This window comes from Pseudorhodobacter aquimaris (genome assembly GCF_001202025.1).
Classification (GTDB): Bacteria; Pseudomonadota; Alphaproteobacteria; order Rhodobacterales; family Rhodobacteraceae; genus Pseudorhodobacter; species Pseudorhodobacter aquimaris.
The window spans coordinates 1-2636 of the sequence record NZ_LGHS01000035.1 but is presented as its reverse complement, the minus strand read 5'-3'; the positions used below and the strand labels follow the sequence as shown (position 1 = coordinate 2636).

Annotated in this window: 4 protein-coding genes and 2 pseudogenes; 2 read left to right on the top strand and 4 right to left on the bottom strand. The window is 55.4% G+C overall.

Translation table 11 applies throughout. The features are described from left to right. From AKU94_RS19580 to AKU94_RS20845, 4 genes and pseudogenes are all read right to left on the bottom strand, one after another. Nucleotides 1-239, bottom strand: a pseudogene (locus tag AKU94_RS19580) (hypothetical protein); the annotation flags it as partial. 20 nt (nt 240-259) lie between these two features. Beyond that, the gene (locus AKU94_RS19575; RefSeq protein ID WP_157056422.1) at nt 260-484 is read right to left on the bottom strand and encodes a hypothetical protein; all 225 of its coding nucleotides are present in this window, start codon (nt 482-484) and stop codon (nt 260-262) included. 216 nt (nt 485-700) lie between these two features. Then, nucleotides 701-866: pseudogene (locus AKU94_RS04850) on the bottom strand (transposase); the annotation flags it as partial. Nucleotides 867-913: 47 nt separating this feature from the next. Further along, the gene (locus AKU94_RS20845; RefSeq protein ID WP_083444938.1) at nt 914-1447 is read right to left on the bottom strand and encodes a DUF3800 domain-containing protein; all 534 of its coding nucleotides are present in this window, start codon (nt 1445-1447) and stop codon (nt 914-916) included. Between the two features lie 5 nt (nt 1448-1452). On the opposite strand from AKU94_RS20845, the gene AKU94_RS19950 reads away from it, so the two are divergent. Next, the gene (locus AKU94_RS19950) at nt 1453-1608 is read left to right on the top strand and encodes a hypothetical protein (RefSeq protein ID WP_198144838.1); all 156 of its coding nucleotides are present in this window, start codon (nt 1453-1455) and stop codon (nt 1606-1608) included. Between the two features lie 369 nt (nt 1609-1977). Further along, a partial coding sequence (gene istA, locus AKU94_RS04840; RefSeq protein ID WP_157056421.1) for an IS21 family transposase occupies nt 1978-2636 on the top strand: 659 nt, incomplete at its 3' end.

Genomic DNA, 2636 nt, shown 5'->3' with positions numbered 1-2636 from the left:
GGCCAGATACGAGGAACCCTCGGCGCATGGGCAGATAGGTAATATCCGAGCACCCACTGACCGGCAACACATGCTTGCATGTGTGAGAGGGGAACTTGGTTCGGACGCTCTACCCGCAGACCTCTCAGCAGGTAGGGATACGTCTTGTGCCCTTTCGCATGCTTGCTGGTGTCGGGTTTTTGGTAGATCGGCATCAGCCCCATCAGGCGCATCAGCCGGCGTATCCGTTTCTCGTTCACCAAGTGGCCGTTCTGCGGGCTTACGCGGCCCCGCTGGGGCCACGGTCCCTTGAACTGCGCAAGTGCCAAGTCATCTGGCGGACACCGAAGAACGGCGTCTCCAGAAATTGCTCATCGATCCGCCGCATCAAGCTGAGGTTCTGCTCGGTCTCGCCCTTAGGCTTGTAATAGAATGACGAGCGCGAGATCGACAGCAACCTGCATTGCTGCCCAATGGACAAAATGGAATTATTCGGCTCAATCATGTCGCGCCTCACTTGCCGGTCCATGGTTTGAGCTTTCGTGACAAAGCCAAGGGGACCGTGGCCCCAGCGGGGCCGCGCAAGCCCCCGCCCCGCTGGGGCCACGGCGTGCGCCCGCTCTCTCGAACGCATGGCGTTCGCGGGCTTACCCCACAATCTTGGCGTGGAGTTCTTTCACCTGTTCTTCATTGATCTCGGGATTCTTTTTGCCACCGCGTTCAAACACGCCGGAGGCGCCCTCAAGGAGCGCACGTTTCCATTGATGGATCATCGTCGGATGCACCCCGAACCGGCTCGCCAGCTCGGCGGCGGTCGCCTCGCCCTTCAAGGCTTCCAGCGCGACCTTCGCCTTAAATTCAGGCGCATGTTGTTTGCGGTTCGACATCTGCTGATCTCCTTCTCGTCGAAGATCAGCAGACTGTAAATCGTAGCTTACGTCACTGTCCGAATTTCGGGGGGTAGTTCAGTTTGCCCGCATTCGTGTCCGCCTCGCTGGCTGAAGACAACGCGCATATAGCGAGGGGCCCCATACTTCTGCATACTGTCCCGCAAACACAGGTCAGTTGCCCTTTCCATTAAGAAGCACACGCAAAAATTATAAAACCACTGCTTACCACCCATCTTTGCAGCGCGCTCGTTGCTCCTCCCGCACATATTCTTTTTATTTGAGCAAACAGCGAAACAGATTAACTGTTTTTCAGCTATCATTTGGCAGGCTCTAAGTTTCTTGGTCAGTGAAAGGTTTTTAAAGTGCAACGCTGGCCCTTGCCTGACGTTAATATCTTCCCGTATTTCCCGAACCCAATCTACTACCTTTTCTTCGTTGTTATGACGAACGAGTACACCAGAGATTACTAGCCACTCTGTCGCGCCTGCGTTATCTATAGGTCGAACACGCTTTAAGCCGTCGTCGCCAGCTTCATCGATATATAGCACGTATTCGTAAGGGTCTGAGAAATTGGACATTTACTATGAAAGCACCTGACACCCAAAAGAGTCAACTAGACCGCTTCAAAGAAGCCGCCCGCGAGCTAGAAGCGGACGGCGACAAAGAGAAGTTCAACGAGAGGCTAGGCAAGCTGGTAAAGCAGAAGCCGGATGAGAAGGACCAGAAATGCGACGACTAACGATGATTGCGCTTTCTGCCTGCTTTAGCACTTCCGCCGCAGCGCAAATGGCCGAGCAGAGCAAATGCTGGCTTGGAAGCCGCAGCTTCTCACCGGGTGCGACTGCGCACACTGGTAGCGGGATCGCAATTTGTTCACTAAATTTCACATGGGTTCCCACTGAAGAAAGATCTTCTGGCTGCATCGCGGCCGATGAATTTTATAGCGTCGGAGCAATTGAAAACGGGCCGCGCTCAGACAGCATTAAGATGGAATGTGTTGATTGTCACTGAGAACTGACCCGGCAACAGCAGAAATTGTCATTGAGAATTGACCCATGTGCAACCTTGCCCCTGCTTGATTCAGCTGGGGGCTATTGGAGTGGTAGACATGGGATTTTTGAGGGTTATTCGGAAATGGGCGCTGCGAGACAAGATGCCCATTCGCGAGATTGCGCGGCGTACAGGCGTATCTCGCAACACGATCAAGAAGTATCTGCGGGCTGGGATTGTCGAGCCCGAGTTTCAGAGACCGGACCGGCCGAGCAAGCTGGATCCGTATGCTGAGAAGCTGACAGCCTGGTTGCTGTCTGAGCAGCGCAAATCACGCAAGGAGCGGCGGACTGCCAAGCAGATGCATGCCGATCTGGTGCAGCTTGGCTTTGATGGCTCATATGAGCGGGTTGCGGCCTTTGTGCGGGACTGGAAGGGTGAACGGCAACGCGCATATCACACGACTGACCGCGGGGTCTTCGTTCCGCTGGTGTTCCAGCCTGGCGAGGCGTTTCAATTCGATTGGAGCGAGGACTGGGCCTATGTTGGCGGCGAGCGCATCAAGCTTCAGGTCGCCCATATCAAGCTGTCGCACAGCCGCGCCTTCTTGGTGCGGGCCTATCTGCTGCAAACGCATGAGATGCTGTTCGATGCCCACTGGCATGGCTTCCGGGTGTTTGAGGGTGTTCCAGGGCGCGGCGTCTACGACAACATGAAGACAGCCGTCGACCGGGTTGGTGTCGGAAAGAAGCGCGATGTAAACGCGCGGTTCCTGGC

Excerpts from the sequence above, each read along its gene's own strand:
- AKU94_RS19575 (WP_157056422.1), bottom strand. The coding sequence starts at position 484 with ATGATTGAGCCGAATAATTCCATTTTGTCCATTGGGCAGCAATGCAGG.
- AKU94_RS20845 (WP_083444938.1), bottom strand. The coding sequence starts at position 1,447 with ATGTCCAATTTCTCAGACCCTTACGAATACGTGCTATATATCGATGAA.
- AKU94_RS19950 (WP_198144838.1), top strand. The coding sequence starts at position 1,453 with ATGAAAGCACCTGACACCCAAAAGAGTCAACTAGACCGCTTCAAAGAA.